14 protein-coding genes and 3 tRNA genes are annotated in these 18,990 nt (G+C 70.4%); 5 read left to right on the forward strand and 12 right to left on the reverse strand.

Annotated features, from left to right (window positions below; genetic code table 11):
• The first annotated feature begins 79 nt into the window (after window positions 1-79).
• Entirely contained in the window at window positions 80-1,129 is a 1,050-nt protein-coding gene (locus IM767_RS01355) for a hypothetical protein (RefSeq protein WP_109209620.1), read from the forward strand.
• 22 nt (window positions 1,130-1,151) lie between these two features.
• Here the strand turns inward: IM767_RS01355 and hpt are convergent, their stop codons facing one another.
• Window positions 1,152-1,703 (reverse strand): hypoxanthine phosphoribosyltransferase, encoded by a 552-nt coding sequence (hpt, locus tag IM767_RS01360; RefSeq protein WP_109209621.1) that lies wholly within the window; start codon window positions 1,701-1,703, stop codon window positions 1,152-1,154.
• A gap of 155 nt (window positions 1,704-1,858) precedes the next feature.
• The gene (tilS, locus tag IM767_RS01365; protein ID WP_109209622.1) at window positions 1,859-2,854 is read right to left on the reverse strand and encodes a tRNA lysidine(34) synthetase TilS; all 996 of its coding nucleotides are present in this window, start codon (window positions 2,852-2,854) and stop codon (window positions 1,859-1,861) included.
• 197 nt (window positions 2,855-3,051) lie between these two features.
• Here tilS and ppa point away from each other — a divergent pair, with 197 nt between their 5' ends.
• On the forward strand, window positions 3,052-3,585 hold the full coding sequence (gene ppa / locus IM767_RS01370) for an inorganic diphosphatase (RefSeq protein WP_109209623.1): 534 nt from the start codon (window positions 3,052-3,054) through the stop codon (window positions 3,583-3,585).
• A gap of 67 nt (window positions 3,586-3,652) precedes the next feature.
• Here the strand turns inward: ppa and IM767_RS01375 are convergent, their stop codons facing one another.
• Window positions 3,653-5,059, reverse strand: coding sequence for a peptidoglycan DD-metalloendopeptidase family protein (locus IM767_RS01375; RefSeq protein ID WP_194398781.1), 1,407 nt, complete (start codon window positions 5,057-5,059; stop codon window positions 3,653-3,655).
• A 219-nt stretch (window positions 5,060-5,278) separates the two neighbouring features.
• Here IM767_RS01375 and IM767_RS01380 point away from each other — a divergent pair.
• From IM767_RS01380 to IM767_RS01390, 3 genes are all read left to right on the forward strand, one after another.
• Window positions 5,279-5,351 (forward strand) — tRNA-Glu (locus IM767_RS01380).
• 20 nt (window positions 5,352-5,371) lie between these two features.
• Window positions 5,372-5,445 (forward strand) — tRNA-Asp (locus tag IM767_RS01385).
• 78 nt (window positions 5,446-5,523) lie between these two features.
• Window positions 5,524-5,596: transfer RNA gene (locus tag IM767_RS01390), tRNA-Phe, on the forward strand.
• Between the two features lie 129 nt (window positions 5,597-5,725).
• Here IM767_RS01390 and IM767_RS01395 read toward each other — a convergent pair.
• From IM767_RS01395 to IM767_RS01435, 9 genes are all read right to left on the reverse strand, one after another.
• On the reverse strand, window positions 5,726-6,811 hold the full coding sequence (locus tag IM767_RS01395; RefSeq protein WP_109209624.1) for an AAA family ATPase: 1,086 nt from the start codon (window positions 6,809-6,811) through the stop codon (window positions 5,726-5,728).
• A 225-nt stretch (window positions 6,812-7,036) separates the two neighbouring features.
• Window positions 7,037-10,525 carry an alginate lyase family protein gene (locus IM767_RS01400; protein WP_109209786.1) on the reverse strand — a complete coding sequence of 1,163 codons (3,489 nt, stop codon included), beginning with the start codon at window positions 10,523-10,525 and terminating at the stop codon, window positions 7,037-7,039.
• 109 nt (window positions 10,526-10,634) lie between these two features.
• Window positions 10,635-12,269, reverse strand: a complete 1,635-nt coding sequence (locus IM767_RS01405) for a glycoside hydrolase family 43 protein (RefSeq protein WP_109209625.1) — start codon at window positions 12,267-12,269, stop codon at window positions 10,635-10,637.
• A gap of 29 nt (window positions 12,270-12,298) precedes the next feature.
• Window positions 12,299-13,282, reverse strand: coding sequence for a hydroxyacid dehydrogenase (locus IM767_RS01410; protein ID WP_109209626.1), 984 nt, complete (start codon window positions 13,280-13,282; stop codon window positions 12,299-12,301).
• A complete protein-coding gene (locus tag IM767_RS01415) occupies window positions 13,279-14,178 on the reverse strand; it encodes a family 43 glycosylhydrolase (RefSeq protein WP_109209627.1) in 900 nt (299 codons plus the stop codon). The genes IM767_RS01410 and IM767_RS01415 overlap by 4 nt, the downstream gene beginning before the upstream one ends.
• Window positions 14,171-16,279: a glycoside hydrolase family 36 protein gene (locus IM767_RS20625; RefSeq protein WP_239453225.1), complete on the reverse strand. Its 2,109-nt coding sequence runs from the start codon at window positions 16,277-16,279 to the stop codon at window positions 14,171-14,173. Before IM767_RS20625 ends, IM767_RS01415 begins: the two co-directional genes overlap by 8 nt.
• Entirely contained in the window at window positions 16,276-17,010 is a 735-nt protein-coding gene (locus IM767_RS01425; RefSeq protein ID WP_109209628.1) for a hypothetical protein, read from the reverse strand. The genes IM767_RS20625 and IM767_RS01425 overlap by 4 nt, the downstream gene beginning before the upstream one ends.
• Entirely contained in the window at window positions 17,007-17,906 is a 900-nt protein-coding gene (locus IM767_RS01430) for a carbohydrate ABC transporter permease (protein WP_239453226.1), read from the reverse strand. The genes IM767_RS01425 and IM767_RS01430 overlap by 4 nt, the downstream gene beginning before the upstream one ends.
• Window positions 17,903-18,940, reverse strand: coding sequence for a carbohydrate ABC transporter permease (locus IM767_RS01435; protein ID WP_109209629.1), 1,038 nt, complete (start codon window positions 18,938-18,940; stop codon window positions 17,903-17,905). The genes IM767_RS01430 and IM767_RS01435 overlap by 4 nt, the downstream gene beginning before the upstream one ends.
• Window positions 18,941-18,990: the final 50 nt, after the last annotated feature.

Raw genomic sequence — 18,990 nt, forward strand, 5'->3', positions numbered from 1 at the left:
GACGGCGTAAGCCGACCTTCAGCGGGCCGGGCCGGTAGCGTGAGGGCGAAGCGCCAGACGCCCACGACGAGGAGGACCCGTGCGCCGCATCCGGTCCCTGGTCGTCGCCCTCGCCGCGGCCGCCTTCGCGCTCACGGGCTGCGCGGCGCCGGGGCAGCCGGAGGGCGCGCCGGTGGGGCCGGCCGAGATCGTCGCTGAGATCTCGTGCGCGGGCATGGACCCGTTCGGCGGCGACTCCGAGGGCTCCGGGACGGCGCCCGACGACTTCGACGCCGTCGCCGCCGTGCGGTGCGTGCCCTTCCAGACGGTCGAGGACGACGAGGGCATCTGGTCCGTCGTGCTGCGCGAGCGGCTCGAGGGCGACCTGACCGCCCTGCTGGCGGCGCAGGCCCAGCCCGACGATGCGCGGTGGATGGGCGCCTGCGCGGCGATCGCCACGATCGCGCCGATGGTGTGGCTGACGGATGCCGAGGGCCGCGGCATCCGTCTGCGCTATCCGTCCGACGGCTGCGGCCAGCCGAAGGTCGGCCTGATCGGCGACGCGCTCGCGGGGCTCGCCGTCGTGCGGACCGACGAGGAGCAGCGCACGCTCACCCAGCCTCGCGCCGCGATCGACGCCGGCTGCGCAGCGACGTGGTCCGCGCGGCCGCTGCAGCTCGCACCGGTGGACGGGCTGGAGGGGGTCACGCAAGCGCAACCGATGCCCCGGCCCGGTCCTACGTCGGACGGCGTCCAGACCATTCCGTGGGAGCCGCCGCGGGCGCCCGCGCCCGGCGAGGTCGACGCGCTCCGACTGTGCGCGTACTCCACCGCGGAGGAGGCGAACCCGGCGGCGACGCCCGCTCCCGGCGCGGAGACCTGGGTGACCGTCCAGGTCGAGGGCACCGCCTGGTTCACCGGCTCCCGTCGGCTGGACGCCGTTGCGACGCGCGCCGTGCTCGAGGCCGCGGCATCCGCTGGGCCGCTTCCGCAGCCGTGCGACGACGTCCCCGGCTCCCTCGTCGTGCTCGATGCCGGACACGGCACGGCGCCCATCACGGTGGAGCTCGACGGATGCCGCCGGCTGATCGTCGCCCACGTCACGACGTACGCGGCGCCGCCGGAGCTCGTCGACCTGCTCGACGGGTGAGAACCGGCGCGGCGGAGGGGCGTCAGCTGTAGACGTGGGGCGCGAGCACCGCCACGTCGCGCAGATTGCGGTACTTCTCGGCGTAGTCGAGGCCGTAGCCGACGACGAACTCGGTCGGGATGTCGAAGCCGACGTACTTGCAGTGCACCTCCACCTTCGCGGCCTCGGGCTTGCGCAGGAGCGCGAAGACCTCGACGGATGCCGCGCCGCGGGCCGCGAAGTTCTCCAGCAGCCAGCTGAGGGTCAGGCCCGAGTCGATGATGTCCTCGACGATCAGCACGTGCTTGCCGAGGATGTCGGTGTCGAGGTCCTTGCGGATCTGGACCACACCGCTGGACTTGGTGCCGGCGCCGTAGGACGAGACGGCCATCCAGTCCATCGTGACGTGCTTCTCGAGCGCCCGGGAGAAGTCGGCCATGACCATGACCGCGCCCTTGAGGACGCCGACCAGCAGCAGGTCCTGGTCGGCGTAGTCCGCGTCCACCTGCTTCGCGATCTCGTCGAGCTTGGCTCGGATCTCCTCCTCGGTGACGAGGACTTCGGTGATGTCGCTGGAAACGTCGGCCGCGCGCATGCGACGAGTCTAGAGGGGTCCTTCCCCCGCTTCCCCCTCCCACTCCCCACCCCCCACTCCCCCCGGCGAGAGCCCGTGCTCTCACCGACCGCCCAGGCTGCGCACCGCGAACGACACGGGCACCGGGTGAGAGCACGGGCTCTGACCAGTCAGGATCAGCGCGCGGTGAACTCGACGCGCCCGCCGACGCGGCGGGCGCGGCATCCGGGCAGGTCGATCGGGCCCTGCCCCGACCAGTCCGTGACCAGCCGCGCCACCTCGAGGGTCTGCGACCGGGTGAGGCTCTCGTGGAACTCGCTGGCCACGACGTGCCGGATGATGCGGTTGCGCAGCGCCGCCGGGTTGGCCGCGAGCGCCGCGGCCGACACCGAGATGCCCGCCTCGGCGTGCTCCACGATGTCTTCGATCGTCTCGTCGATCATCTCGTCGAAGGCCTCGGCGTCTTCGCGCAGTTGCGCGGCCGTCCGCGCGAGCGCCTCGGCGATTCCCGGGCCGAGCTCGGCCTCGAGCACCGGCAGCACCTTCTCGCGCACGCGCACACGGGCGAAGCGCGGCTCGAGGTTGTGGGGGTCGTCCCACGGCTCGAGCCCCTCGGCGGCGCACGCGAGCCGGGTCGTGGTGCGACGGACGCCGAGCAGGGGACGCAGCAGCGCGACGCCGTCGAGATCGGATGCCTCGGCCATGCCCTGCAGGCTCGTGCCGCCGGCTCCGCGCGCGAGGCCGAGCAGCACCGTCTCGGCCTGGTCGTCGAGGGTGTGGCCGGTGAGGATGGCCGCCGCGCCGAGGGCGCGCGCTCCGTCACCGAGCGCGGTGTACCGCGCGTCGCGCGCGGCCGCCTCGGGGCCACCGGCGGCGCCCACCTGCACGCGCGCGACCCGGGCGTCGAGCCCGAGGGCCTCGGCCTTCGCCGCGGCGGCGGCCGCGGCATCCGTCGATCCCTCTTGAAGTGCGTGGTCGACCGTCAGCGCCGCGCCGCGGAGGCCGAGCTTGCGCGCCTCGAAGGCCGTCGCCGCGGCCAGCGCGAGCGAGTCGGCCCCGCCCGACAGCGCGACGACGACCGTGGTTCCCGGCTCGAGGCCGGTGAGGGCACGGCGCACGGCGAGCCGCACCTCGGCGACGGCGGGGTCGAGTCCGGGTCTGCGCTCCTCCACGGGCCCACCGTACCGGGGGCCGGGGTGAAGATTCCGGGCGAGACCGAACCCGCGACCCCGTATCGGGCCGAATCCGCGCGATTCGTCCCGGAGTCTTCACACGCGCGCGACGCCCGGGCGATCGGTCCCGCTTCGCTCGCTCCACGACCGTAGCTAGGCTTGTCGCGGAAATCCACAGTCTTCGAAGGAGCACCACTATGGGCGCGTACGACGCCGTCATCGAGATCCCGCGCAACAGCCGCGTGAAGTACGAGGTCGACCACGGCACCGGCCGCGTGTTCCTCGACCGCATCCTGTACACGCCGATGGGCTACCCCACCAACTACGGCTTCTTCGAGAACACCCTCGGCGAGGACGGCGACCCGCTGGACGTGCTCGTGATCCTCGACGTGGACCTGGCTCCCGGCATCCTCGCGAGCGTCCGCCCCGTCGGCGTCCTCAGGATGAGCGACGAGGCCGGCGGCGACGACAAGGTCGTCGCGGTGCTCGCGAAGGACCCGCGCTGGGCCCACATCCAGGACGTCGGCGACATCCCCGAGTACCTCCAGAAGGAGATCGCGCACTTCTTCGAGCACTACAAGGACCTCGAGCCCAACAAGTGGGTCAAGGTCGACGAGTGGGCCGACGCCGCCGAGGCGGAGCGCCTCGTCGACGAGGCGTTCGCGCGCTTCGCGCAGCACGAGGGCCAGACCGCGACCCAGGGTGAGGGCGTCGCGCCGAACACGCTCTGACGCGAGCTCTCATGCGAGAACCGGATGCCGCGGCATCCGGTTCTCGTCGTTTCGGCGGTGGTGCGGCTCAGACCGAGATGCCGCGGGCGCCCATGAAGTCGATCGGGTTGACCGGATAGTTGTTGACGTAGGTCTCGAAGTGCAGGTGGCAGCCGAACGAGTTGCCGGTGTTGCCCTCGCTGGCGATGAGCTGGCCCGCGCCCACCCACTGGCCGACGCCGACGAAGATGCCGCCGGGGCGGATGTGGGCGTAGCCCGTGCCGATGCCGCCGCCGTGATCGATCTTGATGTAGTTGCCGTAGCCGCCGTTGCCGCCCGCGTAGACGACGCGACCGCCCGCGGCCGCGTAGATGCCCGCACCGCAGCCGGCCGCGAGGTCGACCCCGTAGTGGAAGCCGCTGGAGCAGTAGCTGTTGCCGCACTGGACGGTACGCGCGCCGTAACCGGAGCTGCGCCACCCGGAGGACGGACGTGCCCAACCGGACCCGACGACGGAGCCTCCGCCGCCGCCTCCGCCGCCTCCACCGCCACCGCCCTGATTCTGCTGGGCGAGGCGGTCGGCTTCCTCCTTGGCGCGACGAGCCTCCTCTTCGCGGCGCAGGCGTTCCTGCTCCTTGCGGACTCGCTCGCCTTCTTCGTACTGCGCGACGGTCGCAGCTGTCGCGTCCTGGAGAGCTGCGAGCTGCGCCTCGAGCTCGCCGCGCTTGGCGTTCTGCGCGTCGAGCGCGGCCTGCGCCTCGTCGGCGGCCTTCTGGGCGGCGACCATCTTCTCTTCGGCGACCTTCTGCAGCCGGTCGCGCTCGGCGCGCTGCACCGCCGCCTGGTCGCTGAGGCTCTGCGCCGAGTCGCGCGCGGTGACGGCCTGCGCGTACACGTCCTGGTTGCGCTGGACGAGCTTGTCCATCGTGCCCAGGCGCGCGAGGAGGTCGTCGGCACCGGCCGCGGAGCCCGCGAAGAAGAGCTCGAGCGACGTGTCGTCGCCGCCGTTGCGGTAGAGCTGGGCGGCGACGCGGCCGGCCTTGTTCGCGGCATCCACCGCGGCGGCGGCCTGCTCGTCGGCCTGCTGCTGCAGCTGGTCGGCCCGCAGCGCCGCGTCGAAGTACGCCTGCTGGGCGACGTAGAACTCGTCGGCCAGCTGCTGCGCGATCTGCTTCTTCGCCGCGACGTCGGCTTCGAGCCCGGCGATGAGCTCCTGGATCCTGGTGATCTCTGCCTGCTTGGCGGCTTCGTTGCTCTTCGCGGCGACGACGTCGTCCCACGAGGGGTAGTCGGCGGCGAACGCGGGAGTGGAGAAGCCGTTCGTGGCGACGCCGACCGCGCTGAACGCCGCGACGCCGAGAATGCCGAGACCGAGCGCGGTGCGCCGGTTCATCGCGGGCCACAGTCGCCGCTGCTCACTGGCCGTCGGAGCGCACCCGCAGTCCGTGGAGGCGTCGTCGGTGAGGGACTTCGCGGTGATGTTCTCGGGCTGCACCGGGTCCTCCCCTCGCGGCAACAACTCGTTTCACACTAGCAACATGCGTAACATGCGCAACCCCCAGTGGCGCATGTCGGCCGCCGCCTCGGGCAGCGGTCACCCGGCCAGTGTGCGCCCGCGAGCGCCGTTACACAAGGGCGCCACGCGCTCGATTCGCGTTTTCGTCATCCATTACGTATGCTTGGTCCTCGGCAGTGAGCCCCCAAAGGTTCACCCGGCCCCATCGTTTAGCGGCCTAGGACGCCGCCCTTTCACGGCGGTAGCACGGGTTCGAATCCCGTTGGGGTCACTCCAAAATTCAATAAGCATGGCCCTGTAGCGCAGTTGGTTAGCGTGCCGCCCTGTCACGGCGGAGGTCGCGGGTTCAAGTCCCGTCAGGGTCGCTCCGAGCGACGGGCCCCTTTCTCGAAGAGGGCCTTTCGTCTAGGACGCGGCAGGTCTTGCAAGAGATACCACCGTGCGGCTCTGTAGCTCAGTTGGTAGAGCGTTCGACTGAAAATCGAAAGGTCACCGGATCGATGCCGGTCGGAGCCACAAGGGTGATCGTTACAGTCATCCCAGGAACCCTCGCGTAGCTTCTACATCGCGGGGGTTTCGTCTTCCCGGATGCGGCGCCGGCGGGCCGTCGGTTGCATGCACGCGCGTCGGATGCGCTCAGCCGGATCAGCTTCGACGGACCGCGGTGATCTGCGAAGCCACCTGGTCGGCGGACGCATCGTCGGTCTCGATCACGACGTGGCCATGTGGCCGGATCGACTCATCGCGCGCCTCGAGGAGCGCCGCGGCGACACCCGACCTGATGCCGTCCTCATCAAGGCCGAGCCGATGGTCTCCTGCCAAGGGCGGCCCGCCTCCCGCGGCACGGGATCGGTGGCGGGCCTCGATGACCGGATCGGACGCATCGAGCCAGACGACTCTTGCCGGATCCGCGATCGCGACCAGCGAGCGACTCGTTGCGGGATCTGCAGTGATGATGACCTGCTCAACGCCATGCTGCGCCATCACGACGGCGATGGCGACGGAGTTGGTTGCCTTCAGCTCCGCGAGACCCGGTGAACGGAGATCAACGCCGATGAACCCGAGCTGATGGCTATCGACATAGCCGACCCGCTCGCCGCGACCCATGCCCTGCAAGAAGGACATGAACCCCGCGGTGGACAACCCGACTCCCCCGGCGCCTGTGACGACGGTCAGCACCGCACCGACGGACGGCTGCACCATCGGCATGGATCGGCGCCCGGCGGGCAGCCGCTCAGGCAACTGTTCGACGCGGTCAAGTAGAGCCGCGGCGACGGCCGCAGGAGACTGCGCTGTCGTATCCACCGAAACGTCCACCCATCCTCGGTCGAACTCCCTTGCGTAGTCGACCGACTCGTCCGCGAGGTGGACGTTCCACCGCCTCCGGACGATGCGGTCCACGACGGTCTGGTCCGCGGCGTCAAGATGCACCACGAGCACATCCGCGCGGGTCGCACCGGGAAGCAGGCGGGCCAGTTGCGCGTCATCGTCGACGATCCCTGACACCACGAGCACTTCGGCGCCGGCCTGCTCGAACACGGGCACGATCGCACGAAGACCATCGGCGATGAGTTCGTCCTCCGTCGCGCTGACACCGGCCACATTGCGCAACTGGTCGGCGTCCACGAACGCCGTGTGAGTCCCGCGACGCTCAAGAGCACTCTGCAACTGCGATGCCACGGTCGTCTTGCCCACTCCGGACGCACCGACGAACCACACCGTGGGAATCACGCCTTGAAGCTATCGACACGACGCGAACACCGCACCCGCTGACTTCGGACCGGAAGACGCCTGCGGGCTTCGCTGCCCTCCCAGAGCGGTGGAGCGCGGGAGGGAGCCGGGACGCTCGTGGCGTGGCCGACAGCCCTGCTCCTCGCATGTCGGTACTCCATCCCGCCGAGGGCAGCTTCGGCCCGGTCCTCGTGAGAGTCCCGGGCCGAAGCTGTGGACGCGACGTCAACCCTCGGTGGCCGGGCCGACGGATCCGAACAGCCGCAGCTCGGCGACGCCGAGGATCTGCCCGTTCGCGATCCGGATGTAGCGGTACGCGGCATCGCCCTGTACCGGCCACCGCTGCCACTCCAGCGTCTTCGCAGGCACGGCGGGCGTCAGTCGCGCCCAGGTCTGCAAATCGTTCGAGCCCTCCAGGCGCATGTCCGCGATGCGCGAGGTGCCGTAGCCGTCCTGGCGCACGAGCAGCTCGGCGCCGGTCAGCGTCACGCGATCCTCGCCGAAGTCCCAGACGTTGCCGTACGTGCCCGCGTTGAGGCGCGTGTCGGAGTGCGTCGCGGCGTCACCATCGAGCATGCGGGCGGCATGCTGCGTCCACGCGGTGTCGGCGCCCCCGTCGGGTCGCAGCACACGCGCGGCGCGGAACGCCCCGTCGATCAGCCCCGTGTCGGTCGACAGGAACAGCTTCGACCCGTCGGTCGTCGCGGCGACCGGGTCGGCGGTCTTCCCGTCGGGCGTCGTGAACGAGACGGAGAAGCCGATCGCCCCGCCCGCCTGCGCCGTGGCCGGCACGGACGCGACGGCGAGCCATTCGCCCGCAGCGGGAGAGGTCACCTCCGCGTCCTGCCCGAGCAGGGTCACACGGACGTCGGTGTTCTCCGCCGGTCCTGTCATGCGGAGCTCGACGCGATCCCCCGCGACGACCCGCCCGGCGAGCGCGTCGGGAGACGACATCGAGACGGTGTCCATCACGCCCACGGCCTCGCTGCGCACGCCGTCGATGCGGATCTCGGCGATGCTCCAGATGCCCGGGTAGGCGGGGTCCGACGGGACGCCCGGCTCGTCCACCTGGAACCTGAGGAACCGGAAGCGCTGTTCCCGCACCTCCTCGCGGGTGGCGATCCACTCGACCTCGGCGTCCTGGCCGGCGTTCGGGTGCTCGGTGAGGAGCGTCCAGGTGGCGCCGTCGTCGGAGCCGTACACGTTCGTGCCCTCCGCGCGGTTCGGGAACGTGTCGCGTGCCTGGAAGCCGAAGGCGTCGGCGCTCACCCGGAACGCCGGACCGAAGTCGAAGGCGATGCCGGTCACCCGCTGGTCGCCCCACGACGTCTGGTTGTCGCCGTCGGCCAGGGCGCGCAGCTGCGAGCCGCTGAGCGGGGGTGCGCTGACGACGCCGGTGAAGTCGAGCGATCCGTCCGAGAGGGTCGGGTTGAGCAGCTCGAGCTCGGCGATCGCCTGCCCGAGCTGCGCGAGCAGGTCTGCGAACTCGGCCGCGCCGGCGGTCTTGCGCTCCTTCTTCACCTGCTGCACGAGCGCGTCGACGCGCTGCCAGCTCGCGGACGTGTAGCTCGCCTCGTCGCCGATGCGGTCGAGGAGCGTCCCCATCGCGGCCGCGCGCGTCGCGGCGACCCTGATCGTGACCGGCAGCGCCGTCACGGTGGTGCCGTCGGACGCGACGACGAGCAGCTCCTCGACCCCCGGCTTGGCAGGCGTCCAGGACACTTCGGCGCCCGTCAGCACCGCACCGTCGGGCGCTGCCTGCAGCGAGAGCGCGATCGTGGCGTTCGCGGCATCCGTCGCCTCGAAGCTGCGGACCCACGGCTCGCCCTTCACGGCCACGACCTCGACAGCGGGCGCGTCGGCGAACACCGGTGGCGTCAGCACGCCGTTCGCCTGCGCGAGGACGCCGGACACGTCCACCTGCGCCGCCGAACCGGTCTCACGCAGGAACAGGATGTTGTCGCCGACGGCGCCGGGCGTCTTGTCGACGTGCAGGTCGACCCACACGTAGCGCCACTCGCCGCCCGTGTCGGGAACGACGATCTCGGCGAAAGGCGCCTCCGCCGCAGTGCGCGAGGCCTGCAGTGTCGCCGAGCCGTCGCTGCGGACCTTGATGCCGACCAGCGAGGTCTTCGAGCGGTCGCCCCAGACGGCGCGGCGCACGGCGACCGACGCGTCGTCGGCGCTCGCGTCGAGCCGCACGAACCCGGTGCCGTCGGCGTCCACGTGGTGCTGTGCACCCGCCCCGAGGGTCCTGCCGAATTTCGCCACCGGGAGTTCGGGGCTGTCTCCGCGAGAGGCGACAGAGCCCTCGACATCGGCGAGCTCCGCCGGGAAGGCGACCCAGTACTCAGCGCCGGTGTAGTCCGAGCCGCGGTCGTTCCAGAAGTTCTGCACCGCGGTGCCGTTGTAGAACACCGGACCGTCGCGGTGCGCGTAGAGGTCGGCCACGTGCGGCGCCTCCGCCTCCACGTCGACACCGGCCACGTACCGGTACTGCAGGTACGTCTCGCTGAGGGGGTCGACGAGACGGCCGCGGTAGGCCTGCGAAATCGTGCCGCCCTCGTTCGCCGGTACGTGGGGCACCTCTTCGCCCATCATGAACGCCGTGAAGGTGTCGGCCCCGGCGAGGATGCGGTTGTCGAGGAAGTGATACGGCGACACCGCGTCCGGCTCGTCGGAGACCGTGCCGGCGACGGGGTCGACCGTCGTGCCCTGGTTGTCGACCAAGCGCGCCAGCGCCACGAGGAGGTCGACGTCGCCCTGTCCGTGCGCCTGGTCGCGCAGCATCTCCATGTGCTGGATGAACGACTCGCCCGTTCTGTTGCGGGGGTCGTCCGCGGGGATCTCGCGGAAGATCGACGCGAGCGCACCGTTCACGTCGCCGCCGTAGAGGTCGTGCTCGCTCTCGTAGCCGGCGTTGACGGTGAACCACTCCACGCGCTCGGCATACAGGTCGGCGTCGTCGAGGAAGATCGCCGCGGCGATCATGCCGATCACGCCATAGAGGTGCTGGTTCCACAGGCGGTTCTTCGAATACAGGAACGTGTCGAGCACCGGCCGCACGAGGTTGTCCTCGATGCGCTGCTGGTCGTCCGCGGTCCACCGCAGGTCGTAGCCGTCGAGGGTCGGGTTCACCGGCTCGGTGCCGCGCAGCACCTCGGCGGCGATCAGCATGTAGTACAGCGGCACTCCGGTGTGGATGTGCGCGTCGGCGAAGTACGCGTACTTCTCCGGGTCCAGAGCGCTCCACGTCCGCAGCACGTGGAGCGCGTTGGCGCGGTACTGCTCATCGCCCGTGACGACGTACTCGAGCGTCTGCGCCATCGCGCCGAGGCTGTCGCGCAGTGCGCTCGCCCGCATCCCGGAACCGGCGTAGGCGTCGTTCCTGGGGGTGTCGGTTCCCGGCTGGGCGTTCTCCGCCCGGAAGTCACGGGCTGCGTACCGGGACTGCGTCATCGCGTCGTAGTAGCTCGCCCACGGGTCGACCCCGGCGAGCACCTGCGTGCGCATGTTCTCGAGGTGGTCGGCCGTGAAGCCGATGCCCGGGTGAGCGAAGCCCGCGTCACTGACGGTGCGGACGATCTGCGGCGGTGTCGTGCCGTCTTCGGCGGCGGCCGGCTGCACGGCGGTCAGGGCGCCGGCCACAGCCAGTGCTCCCGCCGTGAGCGCGCCGATCACGCGGCGCATCCAGTGTCGTTGCTCGATCCTCATCGATCTCTCTTCTCGTCCCGTTCGGCGATCTGCGATCGTCTTCATCGGAAGTGGATATCGTTTGCCAGTTAACGATGTCCTCATCGTCGCACGACGTCAAGACCCGATTTCAGGCGGTCGTCGGATCGAAGCGCGCCCCCGCGTGGCCGATGTCGACGGTCCATCCGCGGCCGTCCAGATCATCCGCGCGCACGCCGAAGAACATCCCGGTGAAGCGCAGCCGCGGTCCGTGGTCGTCCGAGAGCGTCCACGCAGGAAACGTCCCGGGAACTTCCTGCCACTCGCCCGACACACCAGCGACACAGAAGGTGAGCGCGGGACCGTCGAGCACCGCGCGCAGTCGCAGCGGCCCCTCCGGCGCGACGGCCGGCGCCGAGCGGATCGTGACGGCTCCGTCCCGCCGCACCACACGAAGGTGACGTCCGTGCTCGGCGTCGAAGGTCACCTGCAGCCAGATCCACCCTGACCGGTCGTACCACGCGATCAGCCCCGCGGCCTCACGAGGCGTCCGCGGCTCGGCCTCGAGCGTCGTCTCGAACACGGCTCTGCGCTCTTCGATGCGGGTCAGGATCATCGACTGATCGAAGACGGATGCCGCGGAGTGGCCGCCACGCAGCCGCAGCCATCCCGGCCGGGCGTCGAGGTCCACGACGCCCGGCCGCGGCGCCGACCGAAGCGTCGACCAGCGGCGCGAGTCCAGCGCCGGCCCGTCGAAGTCTTCGGTCCACGCGCGGACGCCGGCTGCAGCATCCGTCCCGCCACCGGCATCCAGCCCGCCCCCGCCGTCGGCCGACCCGCCACCGTCCTCCCCCGCCGGACCGAGGCGCACCTCGACGCTCGCGTGGTGCCCGCCGTCTGCGAGGCGCAGCCACCCGTCGTCGTCGAAGACGACCTTCTGAAGGCAGGTCTCGCGCCCCAAGGTGCCGTAGCGCTCACCGAGATGCAGCGTCGGTCGACTGGCGAGGTGCGCCAGGATCCATTCGCCGTCGGGCGTCTGCACGAGCTCCCCGTGGCCGGCCTTCTGGAGCGGATGCCCCGGCGCATCGCGCGTCGTCAGCACCGCCTCCCGCTCGTCCCGCTCGTACGGGCCGAGCAGACCGCGGGAGCGCGCCACCGTGATGCCGTGGTTCCACCCCGTGCCTCCGGCCGCGATCAGCAGGTGGTACCACTCGCCGATCTTGTAGAGGTTCGGGCCCTCCACGAGGCCATCCTCGCGGTAGATGACCGCGGCCTCGCCAGTCGTCCGTCGCTCATCGGGCAGGTACTGCTCCACGACGAGCCCCGAGAACGACGGGTGCTCGGGGCGCTGGTCCCACTGGACGCCGACGATCCAATGCGTGCCGTCGGGATCGTGGAAGAACGAGAAGTCGAACCCCCGCGACCCGAGATGCACGGGCTCGCTCCACGGGCCCGTCACCGCGTCGGCAGTCACCAGGTAGTTGTCGATGTCCTTGTCGTCGCCGTCCATGCTTCGCACGATCGAGTACGCGAGCCAGTACCGGCCGTCGGCGAACGAGAGGCTCGGCGCCCAGACTCCGCCGGAATCGGGAATGCCGCGCAGGTCGAAGCCCTCATCGAGTGCGTGGCCGAGCGTTGTCCAGTGCGCGAGATCAGTCGAATGGTGGATCCGGACGGCGGGGTGATATTCGAAGGTGCTCGTCGCGAGGTAGTAGTCGGCGCCCACGCGCAGGATGGAGGGGTCGGGATTGAAGCCGCGCAGGACGGGGTTGTGGATCACCGGCACGGCGGTCGCTCCTCGGGAAGGTCGGACGATCAGGGCTGGGACGGCGCGGGCGCGATCGGGTGTGCGAACGGCGCGCCCGCGACGAAGCGCTCGACCTCGGTGAGCGCAGCCTCGCCGAGCCGGCGCAGTTCGACACCCATCGACCCTGCGAGATGCGGCGTGAGGAACACGTTCGGAAGGCTGTAGAGCGGATGCCCGGGCTCGAGAACATCCGGCTCGGTGACGTCGAGCACGGCGCGCAGCCGTCCCGCCTCGAGCTCCGTCACGAGCGCGTCCTGGTCCACGAGCGCGCCCCGGGCGGTGTTGACGAGGGTGGCGCCGTCGGGGAGTGCGGCGAGCACGTCGCGCGAGATCATGCCGACGGTGGCGGGCATCTCCGGAGCGTGAAGGGAGAGGATGTCGCAGCGCCGCGCGAGCTCCTCGAGGTCGTCGACGAGCGTCGCGCCGAGCCGTTCGGCGACCTCCGGCGTCGCGTACGGGTCGTACAGCAGCACCTCGACGTCGTTCGCGGCGAGCTTCTCGATCACCATGGTCCCGATCGTGGAGGCCCCGACGATGCCCACCCTCGTGCGGAAGAGCCCGGCTCGCGGCGCCGCTGCCTCGCGGTCGACGAACGTCTGCTCGGCGCAGTAGCGCCGTGACAGCCAGAGTGCGTCCTTCGCGGAGAGCGTGATCATCGCCTGGGTGAACTCCGCGACCGGCACGGCATTGGCGGCGCGGGCGGACGAGACGCGGATGCCGCGCGCCGACGCAGCCTCGTCCAGGAACCCGATCCCGCCGCCCCAGTGGACGATCCCGCGCAGGGCGGGCAAGCCGTCGAGATCGTCGTCGCCGATCGACGGCACCCCCCACCCGGTGATCAGCAGCTCGACAGTGTCGGGCGCGGCGATCTCGGTCAGCGAGGCGGCGGCATCCGTCATGTCGATCTCGAGGAGCTCCTTGAGCCGTGCCCGCTCGTCCGTGCCGAAGACGAACGGCACCAGCGCGGGATCCATCAGCAGCGCGGCCCTCATGCGCCCAGCTCCGCGATGGTCCAGGTGTCGCGCCATTCGAGCTGCACGCGTCCGCCGTCGATGCGCAGCGGCAGCCATACCGCCGGGGACTCAGCGAGGTGCTCGGGCGTCCACCGGTCCCCGATGTAGACGAAGGCGTCGCCGACCGGCGCGACGACGCTGACCTGCGACTCGAACGTGTTCGTCCCGGACGGCGCGAGGAGTTGCCAATCCTCCCAGGGCCCCTCCAGAGAGGGCGCGCTCGTCCACATGTTGTCGTTCATGCTCCAGCCGGTGAGGTCCGACCCGAACAGGTAGTACCGCCCGTCGTGAGCGACCAGGGTGGGCGACTCATAGCCGATGTCGGGCCGCGACTGCTGGCGCAGCGTCGCGACGACCGATGCGACGCCGAGGTAGTCGTCGCGCAGGCGGTAGAGGTGCAGACCGTGATCTCGATCCTCGGAGAGGAGGTATCCCACGCCGCCCTCATGGAAGACGCCGATGTCGCGGCTGAGGTTTCCGAGCGGCCGCTCGCTGCCCACGTACTCGTAGGGCCCCTCGGGCTGATCGGCGATCGCGTAGCCGACGCTCGCGAACGAGTAGTCGCTGGTGTCGACGTGGAGGAGCATGACCCAGCGGCCGTCGGGACGCTGCAGCACTTTGGGCCTCTCGACCACCCGGTCGGCGCCGATCTCGCCGGCGCCCGCGGCCAGCGCGTCGCCCTCGTACCTCCAGCGGGCGAGATCGTCCGACGAGTAGCAGGCCACGGCCGTGAAGCGATCGCCGGCCGTCTTGTCTTCGCCCCACGCGAACCACCGGTCACCGACCCGCTGCAGGCCGATGCCGTGCAGCTGCGCGGTGTGTCCGCGGTCGTCTCCGAAGACGCGCCCGGGCGTGATCCGGCCCCGCTCAGCCACGGCGCACCTGCAGCACCCGCGCGCCGATGCCGGCAGGCGTGGTGATCGCAAGGCCGTCGTCGGTCGCGGCGAAGCGCCAGGGCTCGCCGCCGGCTGGGAAGATCGCCTCGGCGACGGCGACGCCCGGCAGCACGAAGTCGGCGGGCGCGGCATCCCGATCCCACACGAACACCAGGTCGCGCTCGCTCGTGCGCAGCCCGAGGCATACTGTCGGCGCATCCCACGCCGGAAGCCCCAGCGGCCAGAAGGGTGTGGCGTGGGCGAGGTCGTCGCGCAGGGCCTTGTGCAGCTCCACCGCCTCCGCGACGCGCGCACGCTGATCCGGACGCAGATCGTCCAGGAATCCGGACAGGTACAGCCGCCCGCTGAGGCCGGTCACGAGTGTGAAGATCGTCTCTTCGTCGCCCATGTCGGCCGCGGGGTACGCCCAGTTGCCGCACTGCTCGGGAAGAATCGACGCCGGCGAGGACGCCGCGATCGGCGGATAGAGCCGGAAGTCCTGCTGGTCGCTGGTCGATTGAAGGTGTGTCACGGCGAGCAGTGCGTAGTCGGCACGCATCGCGCCGGAGCTGCAGTTCTCGATGCGGAGGGACGGATGCCGCTCCTGCACGGTCACCAGCCAGTCGCGGAACGCGCGCGTGTGCCCGAGCAGACCGTCGCCCGCGGTGGTCGCGTTGCGCTCCGTGCCTGCTCCGGGGTTGATGTTGTAGTCCAGCTTCAGGTACTCGACGGCGAACTGCTCCACAAGGTGGTCGACGGTCGCGTCGAGGTGCGCGAGAGCGGCGGGATGCCGGAAGTCGAGGTGGTACCGGCGGTCCTCCTGCACGCGCTGTCCGAACCGCTGGAAGAACGCCTCATCCGGCAGCCGTGAGGCGGCAGGGCTGTCGATGCCGACGACCTCGGGCTCGAGCCAGAGCCCGGGCGCCATTCCCGCGCGCCGGATCTCGTCGACGACGCGGCGCAGCCCGCCGTCGGGGAACCGCGTCGGCGCTTCGCGCCACTCACCGACGGTCGACCACCAGTCCCCGATCTCGGGGTCGGCGAACCACCCGGCATCGATGCAGAAGACCTCGGCGCCGGCCTCGGCGGCCCGCCGCACCAGCGGAAGCAGCTTCTCGGTGGTCGGCTGGCCCATCAGGGTGTTCATGAAGTCGTTGTACACGACGGGCAGTTCACCGCCGTGGGCATGCCCGCGCAGCCAGCGGCGGTAGACGGTCAGTTCGCTGATCGCGCCATCGCGCGAGTGAGCGGATGCCGCGACCGCGACCGGCACGGCGGTGAAGGTCTCACCGGAGAGCAGCTCGTGGGCGAACTGGTGTTCGAGGTCGGTCGGTCCCAGCAGCGAGAGCACGCCGCCCTCGCGCGTCTGGGAGAGGTCGACGTGCCAGCCGGCGCTCGTCTCGATCTGCCAGGCCACCGCCTCACCGTCGCCGCGGGCGAGGTAGCCGCACGGCACGTGCTCGCCGCTCGACCACGCGCCGTGGCTGGAGAGACCCGCGTGGCCACGCCCATCCTGTCCGTGGAGGTCGAGCGAGAGCTCCGGCAGCTGGTCACGCAGGGCAACCTCGCTCCACCGGGCTTCGCCGAGCCACTCGCTCGCGGCACGCCCCCACCTGATGTCGCCGAGGTCGCTCGCCGTTCCGACGCCGACCGTAGCCGAGGTGACGGCCGTCAGCACGACCGCATCGCGGCCGGCGTTGCGCACCTCGTTCTCGATCCGCACGACGGCCGCGCCGGCCGGAGCGGTGACCGTCGTACGCACCTCGATCCCGCTGATCGCGTCGCTCTGCACCACGACCGCTCGCGTGGCGGAGGCGTCGGTGGTGACCTGCGAGCCCTGCACACGCAGCCGCTCGCCCACCGCCGACCGCCAGTAGGCCTGACTCGTGCGCGCGCGCTGCTCCGCCGCGGTGAAGACCTCGACCAGCCCGATCCCCTCGCGCCCGACGTGCGTCGATGACGGCAGGACGAGCGACAGGGGGGCGTCCGATGCCCAGCGCAGCTCGAACCGGCCGACGCGGGTGCGCCGCCACGCGCTCATGGACTTCGGGGGTGCTTCGGTCTCGTCCTCGACGGTGGGAGGGGGGAAGGTATCGGTCACGGAGTTCGTCTCGTCTCGTCGGTCAGCGGCAGGCGCAGGGCGTCGTTGCAGATGTGGATGGCGGCGCCCAGAAGGGCCGGCAGGAACAGCGCCAACGCCGAGCCGATGACGGGCAGGCCTGCGCCGGCGACACCGAGTGCGATGAGCAGCAGCCAGGCGAGGCCGATATGCGGCCGCAGCGCGACGGCTCGCGCGGCGATGCTGAGCGTCTCGACGGGACGACGGGCGGGGCCCGCCGCCGCGACGACGCACACGGCGATGAGCAGCACGACCGCGACCGCCGCGCCGGCCACGACGAACAGCAGCATCGCGTCGGCGTCGCCGAACAGGGCCAGGTCGTACGACAGCAGCAGCGCGACGGCGCTCGCGCCGGCCGCCGCCCACCACAGGTCGCGGCAGGCCCGGACGAACGACCGCCAGTACAGCCGTCCGCCCTGCGCGTCGGCGCGGTCCGCCAGCAGCCGTCGGCTGCTGCACAGCAGGGCGTATACCGCCGGCACGACCGGCAGCAGCGACAGCACCCCCAGCCACAGCGCGAGATGCGTCGGCTGCCAGCCCACCAGGGCGGTGAACGCCACCGCGGGAACGAGGCATCCGATGAACGCGACCGACACCACGAAGTACTGGAAGACGGTCAGCATCGTCGCGGCGACCGGGCCCTCCAGCGCGAGGAGGGTCCTGACGCGGCCCGCGAGTCCCGCCTGGCGCGTGGCATTCGACGTGGCACTCATCCCTTCACCGCCCCGATGGACATGCCCTTGATGAAGTACCGCTGGAACGCCGCGAAGATCGCGACCGACGGGATGATCGCCAGGATCGCGCCGGTATAGATGAGCTGCCACTGCGAGGTGAGGAGGCCGACCATGCGGTTGATGGCGACGTTGATGGTGCCCGCCGAGGACGAATCGAGGAACACCAGCGGAATGAAGAAGTCGTTCCAGAGCCCCAGGGCCTGGATGATGACGAACGCCGACGTCACCGGCAGCAGCATCGGGAAGACGATCGACCAGAACGTGCGGAACCGTCCGGCGCCGTCGACGAAGGCCGCCTCTTCGACCTCGACGGGGATGCCCTTGATGAAGCTGCAGTAGAGGAGGATGCCGAAGCTCGCGGCGCCGCCGAGATGCACGAGGATCACGCTGGTCAGGGTGCTGTAGAGCCCGACGTCGTCGAAGCCCTTGACGAGCGGGATCATCCGGACCTGGAACGGGATCATGAGGCCGGCGATGAAGAGGATGTAGATCCAGCGGGCGCTTCGGCCGCCGATGCGCTCGATGCCGTACGCGGCCATGGGCACGATGGCGACGAGGAGGACGACCGTCACGACGGTGATGATGAGCGTGTTCAGCAGCGCCTCGCCGTAGTCGGTCTGCTGGAACAGCTGCACGTAGTTGTCGAGGGTGAACTGCGTGGGCAGGCCCATCGGGTCCATCGTGATCTCGGAGTAGGAGCGGAACGAGTTGAGCAGCGCGTAGATCACCGGGCTCGCGACGATCACCACGAGGACGGCGAGGACGATCATCACGACGATCTGCCCGGGCGTCACCTTCTTCTTGCGCGACGCGCTGCGCCCTCGCCGCGGCCCTGCGTGGTCCGGTGCGACGACGAGTTCGGTCTCGGTGCTCATGCCTGGATCTCCCTCTTGCGCATGTAGGCGTTGGCCGCGACGGTGCTGACGATCACGACGAGGAACAGCACGATGGCGGCGGCGCTGCCGAAGCCGGCGCGGTACTCGCCGAACCCGACCTTGTAGATGAAGAACGCCATGGTCTCGCTGACGAACCCGGGCCCGCCGGAGGTCAGCACCATGACCTGGTCGAAGATGGTCCAGCCGGCGATCATCGCGAGCGTCATGTTGACGGTGACCGCACCGGCGAGCATCGGCCACGTGACGTGACGGAACACCTGCCGGCTGTTCGCGCCGTCGATGCGCGCGGCCTCGACGAGTTCCTGTGGCACCGACTGCAGGTTGGCGAGGTAGATGAGCGTCGTGTTGCCGCCCAGCGTGAAGCACGTGATGAAGAGGATGACCCAGACGACGATGGTGCTGTCGCCGAGCCAGTCACGGGCCCATTCCGGCAGCCCGGCGTCGCGGAGGAAGGTGTTGACCGCACCGAAGTTGTAGTTGAGCAGGTACTTCCACACCGTTGCGAGGATGAAGGCGCTGACGAGCGACGGCAGGTACACGGCGGTGCGGAAGAGCCCCTGCCAGCGGCCCACCACCTTGTCGAGCATGAGTGCGACCGCCAGCGAGATCGCGTTGATGATCACCGCGGATCCGAGGCCCAGGATGAGCGTGTTCTTGACGGCGTTCCAGAACCGTCCGCTCGTGAGGATCTCCTCGTAGTTGCGGGTGCCGACGTAGTCGTAGTCGGGGCTGATCCCGTCCCAGTCCGTGAAGCTCAGCTGGAGGGACTGGATCGAGGGGATGATCACCATGAGCAGGTAGATCACCAGCGCCGGCGCGATGAAGCCGAGCATCACCCACCGCGCCGACCGGAACCGTCCGGTGCGCCGCTTCTCCCGCTGCGACCCCTGCGGCACGAAGGAGACGTCCTCGGCCGCACCTTCGGGTGCGCCGTCGAGCGGTCCTTCGCCGCTGAGGCGGACGGCGGTGCCGACGACCTCGGTCTGCCCCTGCAGGGCGCTCTGATCTGTCATGGAGACCTCCTCGGCTCCGGTCGGGGCACCCGGGCAGCAGCCCGGGCACC

It is taken from the genome of Microbacterium ureisolvens (assembly GCF_015278315.1).
Lineage (GTDB): Bacteria > Actinomycetota > Actinomycetes > Actinomycetales > Microbacteriaceae > Microbacterium > Microbacterium ureisolvens.